This window comes from Streptomyces maremycinicus (assembly GCF_001184025.1).
Lineage (GTDB): Bacteria > Actinomycetota > Actinomycetes > Streptomycetales > Streptomycetaceae > Streptomyces > Streptomyces maremycinicus.
In genome coordinates this window covers 19,237-33,659 of the sequence record NZ_BBYG01000026.1, presented here as the reverse complement: position 1 = coordinate 33,659, position 14,423 = coordinate 19,237, and the positions used below count along the sequence as shown (strand labels likewise).

Genomic DNA, 14,423 nt, shown 5'->3' with positions numbered 1-14,423 from the left:
GGGTGCGCGCAGTGTCCGTAAAGGTGCTTCTGTCAAGAAGTGGGAAGTTTTGGGGTGAAGTACTAGCTTCCGTCGTACATCACACGTTTGGGGGTCTGTGCGCCTCGGGGTTACCAAGGGATGGCCACTTCGGCGGAGGTTCACGCCGGGTGGTTTCTTCTGTCCCCGTCTCCATGAGGTCTTCATGTTCCAGCGCGTCACGTTCCGTTCTGCCCGTACGTCCCAGCTCCGCACTCGTGTGGCCGTCGGCGCCGCCGCCCTGGGCGCCTCGGTCGTGCTGGGGACCGGAGTGGCGTCCGCCGCCGCGCCTGCCGCCGCGCCCGCCGCCGCCAAGACGGCCTCCTCGGCCGCTTCCTGGATCGACCCGGTGAAGAAGTACACGCTGTCCGCGGGCTACGCCCAGGCCGGCGCGATGTGGCAGTCCACCCACAGCGGCCAGGACTTCGCCGTCCCGAGCGGCACCAAGGTCATGGCCGCGCACGGCGGCACCGTGGTCAAGGCCGGCGGCAACGGCGCCGGTGACGGCCCCGCCTACGGCAACGCCATCGTGATCAAGCACGCCAACGGCGTCTACTCGCAGTACGCCCACCTGTCGCACATCAGCGTCAAGGTCGGCCAGGTCGTCAAGACGGGCCAGAAGATCGCCCTGTCCGGCAACACCGGCAACTCCAGCGGCCCCCACCTGCACTTCGAGATCCGTACGACCCCCAACTACGGTTCGGCGATCAACCCGGTCACCTTCCTGCACAGCAAGGGCGTGAAGGTCTGACGCCGAGGTGATCAGGCGCCCTGGTGCGCCTGCGTCACCAGATCGATGGCGACCTCGAGGACGGCTGCGCGCTTGTCCTCGGGGTCGCCTTCGAGGTCCTGGAGGAAGAACATGCCGGCGTGCAGCGTGAAGATGGCGCTCACGCAGCGGACCTGGTCGGTGAGCGGGGCGTCCGGGTCGATGATGATGTCGCGCAGGCTTCGCATGCGGTCCTTGAACGAGTCGCCGATCCGGAGCTCCCGCATCGTCGCCTGGTTCTCCTGCATGAAGCGGAAGAGCGGGGTCGCCTCGGAGAGGGCCTGGCTGTAACGCCGTACGAGTTCCTGCTTGGTCTCCAGGGTGTGCGGCTGGTTCCCGCCCCACTCGATCAGGTCCTCGATCGGCTTCGTCAGATCCGTGAAGATGCCGACGATGATCTCTTCCTTGGTCTTGAAGTGGTAGTACAGGGCCGCCTTCGTGACCTCCAGACGCTCCGCGATCTCGCGGAGGGAGGTCTTCTCGTAGCCCTGCTCGGCGAAGAGTTCGAGCGCGACGTCCTGGATGCGCTGGCGGGTGTTCCCGCGTCGCTGCTGCTTGGTGCCGTCCATGGTGACGTCCATTCTCGTGGTCCTCGCGCTTCCGCGGAAACTTACTTGCCGTCCGGCTAGTCAGAGGCGGAAACTTACTTGACGCCCGGCTAGTTGCAGGTCTACCTTCCCAGTGTAGTGAACTAGCCGGGCGGCAAGTAAGTGGCAGCCCGGGGGGAAGCCCAGGGGAGTGGCGATCATGGCGGACACAAAGGCAGCTGGGACCGAGGCGGAGAAACCGCCCAGGAGCGTGCGGGTCGTCCTGCTCGCGCTGATGATCACGATGATGCTCGCGATGCTCGACAACATGATCGTGGGCACGGCGATGCCGACGATCGTCGGTGAACTCGGTGGGCTCGAACACCTCTCATGGGTCGTGACGGCGTACACTCTCGCCACCGCGGCCTCCACCCCGATCTGGGGCAAGGTCGGCGACATGTACGGGCGCAAGGGCGCCTTCATGACGTCGATCGTGATCTTCCTGATCGGCTCCGCGCTGAGCGGCATGGCCCAGAACATGGGCGAACTGATCGGCTTCCGCGCGATCCAGGGCCTCGGCGCCGGTGGCCTGATGGTCGGCGTCATGGCGATCATCGGCGACCTCATCCCGCCGCGTGAGCGCGGCAAGTACCAGGGCATGATGGCCGGCGTCATGGCGCTCGCGATGATCGGCGGACCGCTGGTCGGCGGCACCATCACCGACAACTGGGGCTGGCGCTGGTCCTTCTACATCAACCTGCCGCTCGGCGTGGTGTCGCTCGCCCTCATCAGCGCCGTGCTGCACCTGCCGAAGAAGCGCTCGCAGTCGCGGATCGACTACCTGGGCGCCACCCTGCTGACCGTCGGCATCACCTCCATCGTCCTCGTCACCACCTGGGGCGGCTCGGAGTACGCCTGGTCGTCCGCGCGGATCATGGAGCTCATCGGGATCGGCGTCGCCTCGCTCATCGGGTTCGTGTTCTGGCAGACCAGGGCCGCCGAGCCGATCGTGCCGCTGCACATCTTCCGCAGCCGCAACTTCACGCTGATGTCGCTCATCGGCTTCGTCACCGGCTTCGTGATGTTCGGCGCCACCCTCTTCCTGCCGCTGTACCAGCAGTCGGTGCAGGGTGCCTCCGCGACCAACTCCGGTCTGCTGCTCCTGCCGATGCTCGGCGCCATGCTGGTCACCTCGATGGTGGCGGGCCGGGTGACCACGAACAGCGGCAAGTACAAGATCTTCCCGCTCATCGGCAGCATCGCGATGGTCATCGGCCTGTACCTGCTGTCCACCATGGACACCGGGACCAGCCGCCTCACCTCCGGCGTGTTCATGGCCGTCGTCGGTCTGGGCATGGGCTGCCTCATGCAGATCACGATGCTGGTCGCGCAGAACAGCGTCGAGATGAAGGACATGGGCGTCGCGTCCTCGTCCACCACCCTCTTCCGTACGCTCGGCTCCTCCTTCGGTGTCGCGATCATGGGCGCGCTGTTCAACAACCGCGTCCAGGACGTCATGTCCGAGCGGGCCGGCGCGCTGGGGTCGAAGATCACCGAGCAGTCCGCGCAGTTGGACGCGGCCAGCCTGGCCAAGCTGCCCGCCGCGGCCCGCGAGGCCTACCAGCACGCGGTCTCGGCCGGTACCCACTCGGCGTTCCTGCTGGGAGCCGTGGTGGCGGTGATCGCGCTGGTGGCGGCGGTGTTCGTCAAGGAGGTCCCGCTCAAGGGAGCGGGTCCGCAGAAGGACGGCGAGGAGTCGGCCGACGGCACGTCCGCGGCTCAGCCTCCCCTGGTCGAGGCCGTCTGACCCGGCTGTCCCTGAACGCAGGCCCCCCGGCGGTGTCCGCCCCGGGGGGCCTGTTCGGTGCGCCCGGGGCGGCGAGGAACTCGGCCTTTCGGCCCCGCCACCCGCCCAGTGGCGTCCCGCTGTGACCCGGCGCAAGGTCCGCCCAGGGGCAGCCGTCAGGGCATCACCGGGTAGCTCCCCGTGTTCGTCGGCGCGTGCTCGGGCAGCCACAGCACGGCGACGGCCCCCTCGGCCGGTATGTGCTCAGGAGCCCCCGCGGGCCGTACGTTGCGGAACGTCAGCCGGGCGCCGAGCACCCGGGCCTGGCCCGCCGCGATGGTCAGACCGAGGCCGTGTCCGTGCCCGGCCCGGTCGGCGCTGCCGGTGCGGAAACGGCTGGGCCCCTCGGCGAGCAGGTCCTCGGGGAAACCGGGGCCGTGGTCGCGGACCCGGATGACCCGGCCCTCGACGGTGACCTGGATCGGCGGCTTGCCGTGCCGGGCGGCGTTGGCCAGCAGGTTGAACAGCACCCGCTCCAGTCTCCGGGGGTCGGTCGTCACCATCGACTCGTGCACCACCCGCACCTCGACGTCCGGGTCCTTGGCGGCGATCCGGCGGGCCACGAACTCGCCCAGCACGATGTCCTGAAGTTCGGCGCGCTCCGAGGCACCGTCGAGCCGGGCCACCTCCAGCACGTCCTCGACCAGGGTGCGCATCGCCTTGGCCCGGTCCAGGACCAGTTCGGTGGGCCGGCCGGGCGGCAGCAGCTCGGCGGCCGTCAGCAGTCCCGTCACCGGGGTGCGCAGTTCGTGGGCGATGTCGGCGGTGACCCGGCGCTCGGCCTCCAGCCGCTGCTGGAGCGTGTCCGCCATGGCGTCCACCGCGCTGGCCAGATCGTCGGTCTCGTCCCGTACGACTCCGCCGATGGCGTCCCGCACCCGTACGTCCGACTCGCCGCCGGCGACCTGGTTCGCCGCGGCCGCCGCCTTGCGCAGCCGACGCGAGAGCTGCCCGCCGATGAGCACGCCGAGCGCGCTGCCGCCGAGCACGACCGCGATGGAGCCGATCACCAGGGCCTGGTCGAGATCGTTGAGGATGTCCGTGCTGCGGTCGGTGAAGCCGGTGTGCAGGGACAGCACGTGCCCGTCCTTGACCGGCACGGCCGCCCAGATGTCCGGGGCCCCGCCGGTGCGGTCGGAGACGAAGGTGGCCCGGCGGCCGTCCTGGACCTTCTCCCGCAACGCCGACGGCAGGCTGGAGTCGTCGATCTTGATGTTGGGGAAGTAGGGCTTCAGCCGCCCCGACTGCTCGTAGTTGCGCTGGGCGATCTGGACGCGCTCGTCGGCGAGGTCGCGCGCGTTGTCCAACATGGACACGCGGGCGGCGTTGTGCACGACCAGACTGAGCGCGATCGCCACCAGCGCGCCGACCAGCGCGATCGCCGCGCTCAGCTTCCACCGCAGCCCCGTACGGATGCCCACGCGTGCTCTGTGAGCCGGAACCAGCTGCCGGATCATCCCCCGCATCCTCCTGCCCCCGCCCCTGCCCCGCTCAGGCCTTCAACTTGTAGCCGAAACCGCGGACCGTCTCGATACGGTCCTGGCCGATCTTCGTCCGCAGCCGCTGCACATGGACGTCGACGACCCGGGTGTCGCCGCCCCAGCCGTAGTCCCACACCCGCTCCAGCAGTTTGTCCCGTGAGAGGACCGTGCCCGGAGCGGAGGAGAACTCCAGCAGCAGGCGCATCTCGGTAGGGGTCAGCGCCACCGGCTGCCCGGCCCGGCGCACCTCCATCCCCTCCGTGTCGATCTCCAGATCGCCGAACGACAGCACACCGCCGGCCGTGGAGGTGGCGGGCTCCGTGCGGTCGCCGCCGCCCGCGTGACCGAAGCGCCGCAGCACCGCCCGGATCCGGGCGACCAGCACGGCGCCGTCGAAGGGCTTGGTCACGTAGTCGTCGGCGCCGGCCTCCAGGCCGAGGACGACGTCGATGGAGTCGGCGCGTGCGGACAGCATGATCACCGGCACGGTGGACTCGTCCCGGATGCGCCGGCACAGGCTCACGCCGTCCAGGCCGGGCACCATGACGTCCAGCAGCGCGATGTCGGGGCGGTCGGCACGGAACGCCTCCAGTCCCGACAGGCCGTCGGGCATCGCGGTGACCACGAAGCCGTCCCGCTCGAGGGCGAGCTGGGTGGCCTCGCGGATGACGTCGTCGTCCTCGACGAACAGGACGTGGGTCTGGTCTGCCATCCCGGTGCTCTCAGTTCTCGTATGCGGTCTCGTGTGTGTGCGGGCCGTGTGCGCGGGCCGCCGGTCTGACGGGCCCGCGCCGGACGGATCTCCGCCCGCCTCCTGTCGCCCGCCTGTCGGTGAGCTGTGGGGTGCGCCCCTTGCTTGGACGCGTGGAGCGCGGCGAGCGTTCAGTTCGCGCACGATCCCTGTCCGTCGTCCGCGTGGTGCGTGCCCGTGCGGTCCCCGTCCGCGCGGCTCGCGTTCGTGCGGTCCGCGTCCGGCGCGAGCCGCGTCCGTGCGGGCCGTGTCCGCGCGGTTCGTGTCCGTCCGTGAGGTCCGCCCTTGCGCATCGCTGTCCGCCCCCGCCCCTCGCCGCCGCCCTCTGCCTGTCCACCCATTGATCGGAACGAGCGGCCCGATCGGTTCTCACGGTCGGAGAATTTTTTTCGGGCGGCCGCGTCGGGGCAGGTCAGCCGGTTTCCGGCGGCATCGTCGGTTCGTCACCGACGACGCTGCTGTAGTCGTTGTGCCAGCTGTACTCCTTCACGAAGCGGCCCGACGTCCAGCGGTACGTGATCACGTTCTCACCGGACGGGTCGGAGACCGGGTCGCCCTTCTCGTACACCTGCTCGGTCACCACCAGGTCACCCCGGTCCATCTCCGCGTAGACGGGCGGTTCCTCGGCCCGGAACACGTTCCGGTAGCTGCCGCCCGCGGCGTCCTTCCGGTACACGTACGAGCCCACGCCGACGATGTCACCGCAGGTGAGCACGTTGACGATGATGTCGTCGCCGGAGCCGCCGGTGAGCTCGCCGTACGACACGTCGACCGGGTACTCGTCGCCGACGCAGGGCTTCAGCTCGCGCTTGACCTCGGCGGACACCTGGGGGTCGTCCTGGATCAGCCGGACCGCCTCCGTCCGGTCGGGGGGGCCGGTGGAGGCGGACGACGGGACGGTGGTGGCGCCCACCACCGCGTCGGAGTGAGCCGGACCCTCGTCACGGGCGCCGGTGCCGCCGGTGGCGCAGGCGGAGACGCAAAGGGCGAGGGCGGCGAGCACGGACATCGCCGTGATCGCCGCCTGGATGGTGCTGCGGGCCGGTGTGGGCCCGGCCTCGGTCAGGCCGCCGCGCAACGCTCCCGCTCCTCACGCTCCAGCGCGCGTGCGTCCAGATCGCGGGCTTCCAGCTCCTCGCGGAGCCGGGCGAGCGCCCGGTGCAGCGTGCTCTTGACCGTACCCGCCGACATGCCGAGGGCGGCGGCCGTCTCCTCCGTGGACATCTGCTCCCAGTGTCGCAGCACCACGACACTGCGCTGCTTCGGAGCGAGCACCTTCATCGCGTCCATCAGCAGGGCGCGGTCGGCGTGCTGCTCGGTGGCGTCGTCCACGCAGGCGTCGGGCAGCTGCTCGGTCGGGACCTCCTCGAGCTTGCGGGCCCGCCACCACTCGGTACGCGTGTTGATCATGACCCGGCGCAGGTAGGCGTCCGCGAGCCGCTTGTCGGCGATGCCGTCCCAGCGGCCGTACGTCCGGGCCAGCGCCGTCTGGAGGAGGTCCTGCGCGTCGACCGGGTCCGGGACCAGGCGCCGGGCGCTGCGCAGCAGCGCGTCCTGCCGCGTGCGGACGTATTCCTCGAACTCGAGCACCTCGCCCTGTGCCATGGTCAACCGCCTCCGATTCCCCGTACCGGCGGACTGCCGCCGCCGGTTCACTGCCTGTGGTCTGTGGCCCCGTGGTCCTGCGGGGTACGCGAATGAAGCTACGGAGGTGTTGTCACGGCGTTGTCCGAGGCAGCCTGCGGCCAGCGCTCAGCTGTCCGTCGGTTGTGTAACGGAACGAGGTTCGGGGTAGAGACAGTGACCGTATGACCCGGTTATGGGGCGATTTGCACGGCCGTCGGTCGTGACAGAAGCCCGGCGACGGCTGTGACGAAGCCGCACACCTGTGAAATGACCGTGCGTCAGGTCAGCGGCAGGCGGTACAGCCCGCCCGGGAGCGGCTCGACCAGTCCGTCCGCCACGAGACCGTCCAGGGCACGCGCGCGTTGCACCGGCTCGTGCCACACCCGTTCCAGGGCGGCCTGCGGCACCGGGGTGTGCGCCTCCCGCAGGACGGCCAGCAGCTTGCCCCTGACCTGGCGGTCGGTGCCCGCGTACGTCTGGCCCCGGCGCGGCGGGCCGTCGTGCTCCGGCTTCCCCGCGAGCCGCCAGGCGCACTGCGCGGAGATCGGGCAGCGCGCACACGTCTCGTTCTTCGCCGTGCAGACGAGCGCGCCGAGTTCCATGGACGCGGCGGCCCAGCGCGCGGCGGTCGGCTCGTCCTCGGGCAGCAGGGTGCGGGCCAGCTTGCGCTCGGCGGCCGTGGTGGCGTTCGGCGGGTACCGCACGCCCGTGACGGCGCGCGCGAAGACACGGCGGACGTTGGTGTCCAGGACGGCGTGCCGCTGCCCGTAGGCGAAGGAGGCCACGGCCGCGGCCGTGTACTCGCCGACACCGGGCAGCGCGAGAAGCTGCGCGTGGGCGGACGGTACGTCGCCGCCGTGCCGTTCCGTTATCGCCACCGCCGCGCCGTGCAGCCGCAGGGCGCGGCGCGGGTAGCCGAGCCGCCCCCACGCGCGTACGGCCTCGCCCGGGGCCTCCGCGGCCAGGTCGGCGGGGCGCGGCCAGCGGGCGATCCACTGCTCGTAGACCGGCAGGACACGGCTGACCGGTGTCTGCTGGAGCATGAACTCGCTGACCATCACGCCCCACGCGCCGGCCTCGGGGCGCCGCCAGGGCAGGTCACGGGCGTTCTCGTCGAACCAGTCGATCACCGGGGAGTGCAGGTCCGTCGCGGTGGAGTCGACGTCGGGGCGGGCGGGGGAACGGTGCGGGGGCTTCGTGGGCGCAGTCATGGCCCTTCCGATCCTGCCATGCGGACCGGGGCACGCGCGCGTACCGCCACTCGGCCGGGCGGGCCCCCGCGGGCGCCGCACGCGCGCGTGACGACCCGGCGGCGGGGTTCATGGCCAGAGGTGCAACGGGTGTGATCGTCAAGGAGGGGCGGCGGCGCGGGGCGAAGTCGGAGGCGCTGGAAACGGTTTCCGGAATGATGATCCGGAAAAGTTGTGCCCAGGGCGGCGGGTGGGGCCAGCGAACCGGTCGATCTCTCGTACAGTTTGCGCCGTGGGATCACTGCGCAATCCGGTCGGGCCGCTTCCCTCCTCCATCTACTGGCGTCGGAGGGTCGTACTGCTGTCCGTGTTCGCCCTGTTGGCGATGCTGACCCTGTGGGTGGTGACCTCGGGCGGGGGCGGCAAGAAGAACGGCGCCGACGGCGGCGGGGGCAAGAATCCCGCCTCCTCCATCACACCGGGACCGTCCGGATCGGGGCCCGCGATCAGCCAAAACCCGGGTGGGCGCGACGAGTCGGGCGACGGGGGCTCCAGCGGGTCCGGCTCCGGCACGGGGTCCGGCTCCGGCGCGGACGGCGGCACCGGCTCAGGTGGCTCGGGCGGTGACTCGGCGGGTGCCGGTGACCTCGACGACGGCGCCAACGGCAGCGGCAGCGGTGGCAGTGGCGGCGGCAGCGGTACCGGGACGACGCTCCCGGCCGGGACGACCGTGCCCAACTGCACGCCGGGCGTGGTCACGTTGACCCTGCGCAGCGTCCAGAACACCTACTCGCCGCTCCAGACACCCACCTTCCAGCTGACCGCGAAGAACGCCTCCGGGAGCGACTGCAAGGTCGATCTCGGCCCGAAGGCAGCGGTGTTGACGATCACTCAGGCGGGCGAGGACGACGCGTACTGGTCGTCCGCCGACTGCCCCAGGTCCGCCGGGAGCCTGCTGTACCGGGTGCCGGCCGGGGACAGCTTCACCTACACCGTGAAGTGGGACCGCAAGCCGAGCGCCCCGCAGTGCGCGACTCCTCCGGCGGGCGCGGCCGGAGCGGGTACGTATCTGCTGGAGGCGAAGGCTCCGGGCTTTGCCAAGGCACAGACGTCGTTCGTGCTGAAGGCCGACTAGACAGACCTGTACCTGTCGAGCGGCCCAGCGGGCTGCCGGCCCAGGGCTATGGGCCGCGGCTATGGGGCCACGGCTGTGGGCCCAGGGGTTGCTGGCCCAGCGGCTGCGGGTCCAGGCTGCGGGCACGGGGGAGCCGGCGCGGACACAGGGGAGCCGGCATGGTGCGTCGTGCCGACGGCCGCGACCGGATCGACCTGCCTGACCAGCCGCCGGATCGACCGGCGAAACCCGAGGCTCCCGGACCCGGTGCTCCCGGGCCCGTCTGAACCCGGCGCTCCCGGACCGGCCGGACGGGTCCTAGACGTACCGCTCCAGGATCGACGACTCCGCCAGTCGTGACAGGCCCTCGCGGACGCTGCGGGCCCGTGCCTCGCCCACGCCGTCGACCGTCTGGAGGTCGTCGACGCTCGCGGCGAGGAGCTTCTGGAGACCGCCGAAGTGCTCGACGAGGCGGTCGATGATGGCGCCGGGCAGTCGCGGCACCTTCGCCAGCAGGCGGAAGCCGCGGGGAGAGACCGCCGAGTCGAGTGCCTCGGGCGAACCGGTGTAGCCCAACGCGCGGGCCACGGTGGACATTTCCAGGAGTTCGGCGTGGCTGAGGGCGTTCAGCTCGTACAGCGCCTCGTCGACCGTGCGGGAGCGCTTCGCCGTGGGCTCGGGCACGTAGTCCCGGACCACCAGCTCGCGCTCCGGCTCCACGCCCGCGATCAACTCGTCGAGCTGGAGGGCGAGCAGTCGCCCGTCCGTACCCAGTTCGACCACGTATTCGGCGATTTCGGTGGCGATGCGGCGCACCATCTCCAGGCGCTGGGCCACCGCGGAGACGTCCCGGACCGTCACCAGGTCCTCGATCTCCAGCGCTGACAACGTTCCCGCGACCTCGTCCAGGCGGAGCTTGTAGCGCTCCAGGGTCGCCAGTGCCTGGTTCGCGCGGGACAGGATCGCCGCGGAGTCCTCCAGGACGCGGCGCTGGCCGTCGACGTACAGGGCGATCAGCCGCATGGACTGGGAGACCGAGACGATCGGGAAGCCGACCTGCTTGCTGACCCGGTCCGCCGTGCGGTGCCGGGTGCCGGTCTCCTCGGTGGGGATCGTGGGGTCCGGCACCAGCTGGACGCCCGCCCGCAGGATCTTCGACAGGTCGGAGGAGACCACGATGCCGCCGTCGAGCTTGCACAGCTCACGCAGGCGGGTGGCCGCGAACTCCACGTCCAGGACGAATCCGCCCGTGCACATCGCCTCGACGGTCTTGTCGGAGCCCAGCACGATGAGCCCGCCGGTGTTGCCGCGAAGGATCCGCTCCAGGCCGTCGCGCAGGGCCGTGCCGGGAGCCACCGCGCTCAGCGCGGCACGCATCAGGCCGTCTGCACCGGAACTCCCACCGGACTTTCCGGGAGCTGCCGCCCGGTCGTTGGCTGCCACTGCACTCCTCCGGTCACAGGTCTGGGACGCTCCCGTTCCGCGCACTCGTTTCGTACGGACGGGCGAGACCAGGGCAAAGTCTACCGGCGCTCCTCCGCCTCCCGTGGGGCGTCTCGCCGACGGGAACGCGGCAGCACCCGCAGAGCGTCCCCTATGTCCGCGACTTCCAGGACCTTCATGCCCGCGGGGATCTTGCCGGGGTCGCCCGGCACGAGCGCGTGCGTGAAGCCCAGGCGGTGCGCCTCGGAGAGCCTGCGCTGGACACCCGTGACGCGCCTGACCTCGCCCGCGAGGCCGACTTCGCCGATCGCGACCAGGTTCTTCGGCAGCGGGGTGTCGCTCGCGGCGGAGGCCAGGGCGAGGGCGATCGCCAGGTCGGCGGCGGGCTCCGAGAGCTTCACGCCGCCCACCGTCGCCGAGTAGATGTCCCGCTTGCCCAGGGCGCTGATCTTGCCGCGCTGCTCCAGGACGGCCAGCATCATCGAGACCCGGGAGGTCTCCAGGCCGGACGTCGTGCGGCGGGGTGAGGGGATCTGCGAGTCGACCGTGAGGGCCTGCACTTCGGCGACCAGGGGACGCCGGCCCTCGAGGGTGACCGTCAGACAGGTGCCCGGGACCGGTTCGTCACGTCGGGTCAGGAAGAGTCCGCTCGGGTCGGCGAGGCCCGTGATGCCCTCGTCGTGCAGCTCGAAGCAGCCGACCTCGTCGGTGGCGCCGTAACGGTTCTTGACGCCGCGCACCAGGCGCAGGCGCGCGTGGCGGTCCCCCTCGAAGCTCAGCACGACGTCCACGAGGTGTTCGAGGAGGCGGGGGCCGGCGATCGCGCCGTCCTTGGTGACATGGCCCACCAGAAGCGTGGACATGCCGCGTTCCTTGGAGGCGCGGATCAGGGCGCCGGCGACCTCGCGGACCTGCGCCATGCCGCCGGGCGCCCCGTCGATCTCCGGGGAGGCCACGGTCTGCACGGAGTCCATGATCAGCAGGGACGGCTTCACCGCGTCCAAGTGTCCGAGGACGGCCGCGAGATCGGTCTCGGCGGCCAGATACAGGTGGTCGTCGATGGCGCCGATGCGGTCGGCGCGCATGCGGACCTGGGAGGCGGATTCCTCACCGGTCACGTACAGCGTGCGGTGTTCGTCGCTCGCCGACTTGGCCGCCACGTCCAGCAGGAGGGTCGACTTGCCCACGCCCGGCTCGCCGGCCAGCAGGACGACCGCGCCCGGTACGAGTCCGCCGCCGAGGACGCGGTCCAGCTCGGGCACGCCGGTGGGGCGGGCGGTGGCCGTCCGCCCGTCGACCTCGCCGATGGGCAGGGCGGACGTGGTGACGCGGCCCGGTGCCGTCGTACGGACCGCGGGCGTGCCGTACTCCTCGACCGTCCCCCAGGCCTGGCACTCGGGGCAGCGGCCGAGCCACTTGGCCGTCTGCCAGCCGCATTCGGTGCAGCGGTAGGACGGACGGTCCTTGGTGGTCTTCGTACGGGCAGCCATGGGGGAAACCGTAGCCGCCGCCACCGACAACCGGACGCGCCTGTGGACGAGCGGCCTCGCCGGACGCCCGTCCCGCGTGCCTTTTCGCAGCTCCGCGCGGACCCGCGCCCTCCCGGAGAGGGCAGGCACCCCTTGGGTTCCGGCCACGCCCCGTCACGAACGAGCCATGGGACCCCCCTCCGCTGTCCCCTTATGAGGGATCGTTTCACCCGTACGGATTAAAAGGACTCAAGGGACAAGAAGACCTGGTTCCGGGCCGCCTACGGTCGCACGGGTGATGAGCAGCAGCCCGGAAACCTCGACCCGCACGACCGGTGCACACCGGGCGCACCGGGAGGCGCGCGACGGCGCCGCGGCGCGCACGCTCGCGCAGCGACCCCCCGCACGCTACGAGCCCTACCTGGACGGCCTGTTCACCTATTGCCTGTCCGTCCTGTGCGATCACGAAGCGGCCACCGCCGCTCTCGGTGACGTCCTCACGTTCGCCGAACGGCGTGGCCAGCGCGGTCCCGACGCGGAGGGCGACCGCCGGGCCTGGCTGTACGCGCTGGCCCGCTGGGCGTGTCTGCGCAAGCTCACCGAGGCCAAGCAGAAACGTCAGGGCGCGCAGAGACTGCGGGGCGCGCAGAAACGTCAGGGCACGCACGCCGCGGCCCGCGACGGCGCCCACCGGCAGCCCGGCACCAAGCCCGGGACGGCCGCGAGTGCCATCAGTGCCACCGGCGCCTCCGACGCCACGGGCGGAAGTACACCGCCCGGCCCGCCCGGCCCGCCCGGCCCGCCCGGCCCGCCCGGCCCGCCCGGCCCGCCCGTCGCCGACGAGGCCGGGGAGCGGCGGCGGCACGAACTGACCCAGCTCGCCTGGCCGGAAGCCGCCGGCACCACCCCGGAACAGCGCGAGGCGCTCGAACTCGCCGTACGCCACCACCTCGCCCCCCACGAGGTGGCCGCCGTCCTCGGCAAGGACCTCGCCGCGGCCCGCGAGCTGCTCGCCTCCGCCGCCTGCGAGGTCGAGCGGACCCGCGCGGCGCTCGCCGTCGTCGAGACCGGCGGCTGTCCCGGTGTGACCCGTCTCACCGGCGAGCGCCGGCTCGTGCTCAACGCCGCCCTGCGCCGTGAGCTCGTCCGCCATGTCGACGACTGCCCGCACTGCCGCCGGGCCGCCGAACGCGCCGTCCCCGGCCGCTGGCCCGGCGCCGGTGTCACCCCCGCCGAGCTGCCCGTCCTGTCGGCACCCCGCGCGGAGCTGCACATGGCCATGAGCCACCTCCCGCGCGCGCGGGGCGCCGCCGCACCGCGCTACGACCGGCGCGGCTTCCCGATGGACCCCAAGGACCGGGCCGCCCGCCGGGAGCGGCTCCGCGCGCGTGCCGTCACCACGACCGTCGTCGCCACCGTCGTCGCCGCTCCCGTGCTCGCCCTGTGGGCGGCCTACCGGGGGACGCCGACGGGGGAGGGGGCCGAGGGCCGCTCGGCCAGCGCCAGTGAGGCGCACGGCTCCGACAGTCTCGACGGCGAGACGGTCGGCGGCTACGAGAACGCGGGCAACGCCAGCACCCGCCCCGGCACCGGCCTTCCCAAGGCCGGCGGACCGGACGTCTCCGTGGAGGTCGTCAGCGTCACGGGGCTCGGCCGGGGCGCGGGAAAGCTCTCGGTGACGGCCGCCAACAGCGGCGACACCACCCTCATCACCCTCACCGCGGCCGCCGACGGCGACGGCCCGCTCCGCTGGTCGGCCACCACCGCGTCCTCCTGGCTCTATCTGAGCCGCTCCACGGGCACGCTGAAGCCCGGCGAGTCGGTGACGATCAAGGTGTTCGTCGATCATCTGCGCGAGCCCTCCGGGCGCTGGCACGCGCGCGTGGCCGTCGCTCCGGCGGGCGCCGTCGTCACCATCGAGGGCTACGGCAGCGCGCCCGGCCCCTCGGACCCGGGCAACGGCCCCGGCCCGGGCCGTCCCGGCGGTCCGCCCACGTCGTCCGGCCCGGAGCCGACGCCCACGGCGCCGTCGTCCCCGGACCCCGCCCCGACCGATCCGCCGTCCTCCGCCGACCCGGAGCCCACGCCGGGCGACCCGTCCCCGACGGCCTCGGACGGCCCGCCCGCACCGCCCGACGACAGCGACCCCCCGAGCCCGGAGACGTCGTAGGGGCCGCAGGGGCCGTAAG

12 protein-coding genes are annotated in these 14,423 nt (G+C 71.9%); 4 read left to right on the top strand and 8 right to left on the bottom strand.

The window, feature by feature from the left end:
- The first annotated feature begins 184 nt into the window (after positions 1–184).
- A complete protein-coding gene (locus AOQ37_RS36250; protein WP_062651144.1) occupies positions 185–769 on the top strand; it encodes a M23 family metallopeptidase in 585 nt (194 codons plus the stop codon).
- A gap of 11 nt (positions 770–780) precedes the next feature.
- Here AOQ37_RS36250 and AOQ37_RS36245 read toward each other — a convergent pair whose 3' ends face one another.
- Positions 781–1,368 carry a TetR/AcrR family transcriptional regulator gene (locus AOQ37_RS36245; protein WP_062651142.1) on the bottom strand — a complete coding sequence of 196 codons (588 nt, stop codon included), beginning with the start codon at positions 1,366–1,368 and terminating at the stop codon, positions 781–783.
- Between the two features lie 166 nt (positions 1,369–1,534).
- On the opposite strand from AOQ37_RS36245, the gene AOQ37_RS36240 reads away from it, so the two are divergent.
- A complete protein-coding gene (locus tag AOQ37_RS36240; RefSeq protein ID WP_062651256.1) occupies positions 1,535–3,121 on the top strand; it encodes an MDR family MFS transporter in 1,587 nt (528 codons plus the stop codon).
- A 155-nt stretch (positions 3,122–3,276) separates the two neighbouring features.
- Here the strand turns inward: AOQ37_RS36240 and cseC are convergent, their stop codons facing one another.
- The 5 genes from cseC to AOQ37_RS36215 form a co-directional block, all read right to left on the bottom strand.
- Positions 3,277–4,617 carry a two-component system sensor histidine kinase CseC gene (gene cseC / locus AOQ37_RS36235; RefSeq protein ID WP_107085393.1) on the bottom strand — a complete coding sequence of 447 codons (1,341 nt, stop codon included), beginning with the start codon at positions 4,615–4,617 and terminating at the stop codon, positions 3,277–3,279.
- Positions 4,618–4,651: 34 nt separating this feature from the next.
- Positions 4,652–5,353, bottom strand: a complete 702-nt coding sequence (gene cseB, locus AOQ37_RS36230; protein WP_062651137.1) for a two-component system response regulator CseB — start codon at positions 5,351–5,353, stop codon at positions 4,652–4,654.
- A gap of 451 nt (positions 5,354–5,804) precedes the next feature.
- Complete coding sequence (locus AOQ37_RS36225) at positions 5,805–6,470, bottom strand: hypothetical protein (protein WP_062651135.1); 666 nt, start codon at positions 6,468–6,470, stop codon at positions 5,805–5,807.
- A complete protein-coding gene (locus tag AOQ37_RS36220) occupies positions 6,455–6,997 on the bottom strand; it encodes a SigE family RNA polymerase sigma factor (protein WP_062651133.1) in 543 nt (180 codons plus the stop codon). Before AOQ37_RS36220 ends, AOQ37_RS36225 begins: the two co-directional genes overlap by 16 nt.
- A gap of 299 nt (positions 6,998–7,296) precedes the next feature.
- Entirely contained in the window at positions 7,297–8,229 is a 933-nt protein-coding gene (locus AOQ37_RS36215) for an HhH-GPD family protein (protein WP_062651131.1), read from the bottom strand.
- Between the two features lie 271 nt (positions 8,230–8,500).
- On the opposite strand from AOQ37_RS36215, the gene AOQ37_RS36210 reads away from it, so the two are divergent.
- Positions 8,501–9,343, top strand: a complete 843-nt coding sequence (locus AOQ37_RS36210) for a hypothetical protein (protein ID WP_199825144.1) — start codon at positions 8,501–8,503, stop codon at positions 9,341–9,343.
- Positions 9,344–9,640: 297 nt separating this feature from the next.
- On the opposite strand, the gene disA is transcribed toward AOQ37_RS36210, so the two are convergent.
- Both disA and radA read right to left on the bottom strand, forming a co-directional pair.
- Entirely contained in the window at positions 9,641–10,765 is a 1,125-nt protein-coding gene (disA, locus tag AOQ37_RS36205) for a DNA integrity scanning diadenylate cyclase DisA (RefSeq protein WP_062651129.1), read from the bottom strand.
- A gap of 80 nt (positions 10,766–10,845) precedes the next feature.
- Positions 10,846–12,255 carry a DNA repair protein RadA gene (gene radA / locus AOQ37_RS36200; protein WP_062651127.1) on the bottom strand — a complete coding sequence of 470 codons (1,410 nt, stop codon included), beginning with the start codon at positions 12,253–12,255 and terminating at the stop codon, positions 10,846–10,848.
- A 277-nt stretch (positions 12,256–12,532) separates the two neighbouring features.
- Between radA and AOQ37_RS36195 the strand changes: the two genes are divergently transcribed.
- Positions 12,533–14,404, top strand: a complete 1,872-nt coding sequence (locus AOQ37_RS36195) for a BACON domain-containing protein (protein WP_063781228.1) — start codon at positions 12,533–12,535, stop codon at positions 14,402–14,404.
- Positions 14,405–14,423: the final 19 nt, after the last annotated feature.

Bases quoted from the DNA above. Each gene is read 5' to 3' on its own strand.
- AOQ37_RS36240 (WP_062651256.1), top strand. From the start codon at position 1,535: ATGGCGGACACAAAGGCAGCTGGGACCGAGGCGGAGAAACCGCCCAGG.
- radA (WP_062651127.1), bottom strand. From the start codon at position 12,255: ATGGCTGCCCGTACGAAGACCACCAAGGACCGTCCGTCCTACCGCTGC.
- cseC (WP_107085393.1), bottom strand. From the start codon at position 4,617: ATGATCCGGCAGCTGGTTCCGGCTCACAGAGCACGCGTGGGCATCCGT.
- AOQ37_RS36245 (WP_062651142.1), bottom strand. From the start codon at position 1,368: ATGGACGTCACCATGGACGGCACCAAGCAGCAGCGACGCGGGAACACC.
- AOQ37_RS36220 (WP_062651133.1), bottom strand. From the start codon at position 6,997: ATGGCACAGGGCGAGGTGCTCGAGTTCGAGGAATACGTCCGCACGCGG.
- cseB (WP_062651137.1), bottom strand. From the start codon at position 5,353: ATGGCAGACCAGACCCACGTCCTGTTCGTCGAGGACGACGACGTCATC.
- AOQ37_RS36250 (WP_062651144.1), top strand. From the start codon at position 185: ATGTTCCAGCGCGTCACGTTCCGTTCTGCCCGTACGTCCCAGCTCCGC.
- AOQ37_RS36215 (WP_062651131.1), bottom strand. From the start codon at position 8,229: ATGACTGCGCCCACGAAGCCCCCGCACCGTTCCCCCGCCCGCCCCGAC.
- AOQ37_RS36195 (WP_063781228.1), top strand. From the start codon at position 12,533: ATGAGCAGCAGCCCGGAAACCTCGACCCGCACGACCGGTGCACACCGG.